General features: G+C 60.6%; 2 protein-coding genes and 1 pseudogene. All 3 read left to right on the forward strand.

All coding sequences use genetic code 11. The features are described from left to right. Positions 1 to 975 (forward strand): hypothetical protein (locus tag A1351_RS25155; RefSeq protein WP_064032405.1); only part of this gene is annotated, 975 nt, incomplete at its 5' end. Between the two features lie 107 nt (positions 976 to 1,082). After that, positions 1,083 to 1,403, forward strand: coding sequence for a c-type cytochrome (locus tag A1351_RS05090; protein WP_024881970.1), 321 nt, complete (start codon positions 1,083 to 1,085; stop codon positions 1,401 to 1,403). Positions 1,404 to 1,612: 209 nt separating this feature from the next. Next, a pseudogene (locus A1351_RS05095) lies at positions 1,613 to 2,033 on the forward strand (sensor histidine kinase); the annotation flags it as partial.

A 2,033-nucleotide genomic window follows, 5' to 3' on the forward strand; every position in this document is an offset into this window, starting at 1 on the left:
GTCGCGCCTCTGCTGTTCACGCAGGTGATCTATGACCCGCAATGGTATGCGTCGAATGTCCTGTCAGCGAGCTGGGCGATCGGCTTTATCGCGACTCTGATCGTTGGCTATTGCTCGTGGTTCGTCTTCTACGCGAAGAACGAGGCTTCGGCGAAACGTGTCGTGATCGCCTACGCCGTCGTCGCTCTGGTGATATTTCTGCTCGACGGATTGATCATGCACGCGCTGACCTACCAGGCGCTGCTCCCCGAGCGCTGGATGGAGTGGTATGCGCCCGGTGGCGGCGTCGACACGAGCGGCGCGCGGCTGCATGCCGTTCAATGGCCGCGCTATCTCTTCATCATCAGCCTATCCGCGCCGGCGGTCGGCGTGTTTCTTCTCGCCTATGCCGACTATTTCGCGCCGCGCTCCGATATCGATCCTTCCTATCTCGCCTTCGCGCGCACGCTCGGGCGAAAGATCGCGGTCTTCGGCTCGCCCGTGTCACTGGCGCTGTTTCTCTGGTGGACGGCCGATCTTCCGCCCGGCGGCCATCTCGTCGCGCATCCACTCGCCTTTCTGCTCGCCCTGTCGCTTCCCGCTCTCGCCTGGCTGGTCTGGACAAAGAGCGCGCCAGGACGTGGCTATTTGTTTCTCGGGGCAGGCGTGGCCATGCTCCTCCTATTGTCCATTTGGCGAGAAATCATTCGCGTCTCCATGCTGTCGACTTTTGGCTATTCGATCGACGACTACAAGGTGAATGTCGATTGGCCCTCGGCGATCTTGTTCGCGACCACGCTTCTGGGCGTCGGCGGACTCGTCGGCGGCTTCTATCTCACCTTGTGCTATCAGGCCGGCCGCGTAAGGGACGTCTATTTTCCCGGAGCGAACGTCGCTCGGCTCAGTTCCGCCGCCGTCGCCGTCTTGATCGTCTGGATCGCGACTTTCTTCACCTATGGCGCCGCCGTCTGGGTCAAGAATGTCTTCCTCCCCTGATTGTCTGGAGCATGATGATGACGCATGAAATTTGCGCGGCGCCCCTATCGAACGCCTGCGTCCCGTCCGCGCCGCTTCCCTTGCGACGACAGAAGATGCGATCGACGATGCTGATCTCTTCGGCGGCGGTCGCGATCCTCGCTTTCGTCCCCATCCAAACGGCGCTCGCGCAAATGCCGGATGTCGCGGCGGGGCGGAAACGGGCCGAGGTCTGCATGGCCTGTCATGGCGAGAACGGCCGCGCCGTCGTCCCGGGCGTCCCGCATCTCGCCGGACAGAATCGCGACTATTTGGCGCAGGCGCTGAGGGACTACAGGCTCGCGCAAGAGCGTCATAATCCGACCATGACGGAAATGGCGAAACCGCTCAGCGATGCGGACATCGACAATATCGCCGGATTTTTTCACGGCCTGCGGGCGGAGAAATGACTTCTTCGATCAGGGTTGCGGCGCTGAGCCGGCGGGGTGTTCGATGGCCTCGGACAAAGGACAGGATAGCGCCGATTTCGGTCGACGACTCGACGAACGCGAAGAATCTCCTGCTCCTTGTCACTCTGCGCTGGGTGGCGATCTGCGGTCAGATCGCATCGATCGCCGTCGCCCATCTCTGGCTCGACATCCCTCTTCCGATTTTCGAAATGGGAGAGGTGATCGTCGTTCTCTTCTTTCTCAATATCGTCACGCTCTATCGCTGCTCGAGCGACACGCCGATCGCCGACACCGAACTGTTCGTCCAATTGCTGTTCGACGTCGCGACGCTGACGATTCAGCTCTACCTCAGCGGCGGCGCGACGAATCCATTCATTTCGCTGTTCCTGCTGCAGGTCATCCTCAGCGCTGTTCTTTTGCAGCCGCCATTCACTTGGACGATCGTCGTCCTCACTGGCGGCTGCTTCATCTGGCTCACAGGGCATTACCGTGAGATCGGCCTGGCGCATGCGCATGATCACATGCGCGGCTCGTCGAAATTTTTCGACCTCCATATCCACGGCATGTTCGTCTGCTTCGTTCTGGCCGCCGTGCTCCTGGTCTTTCTCGTGACCCGCATCAATCGTAATC

This window comes from Methylosinus sp. R-45379 (assembly GCF_001644125.1).
GTDB lineage: Bacteria > Pseudomonadota > Alphaproteobacteria > Rhizobiales > Beijerinckiaceae > Methylosinus.

Bases quoted from the DNA above. Each gene is read 5' to 3' on its own strand.
- A1351_RS05090 (WP_024881970.1), top strand. From the start codon at position 1,083: ATGCTGATCTCTTCGGCGGCGGTCGCGATCCTCGCTTTCGTCCCCATC.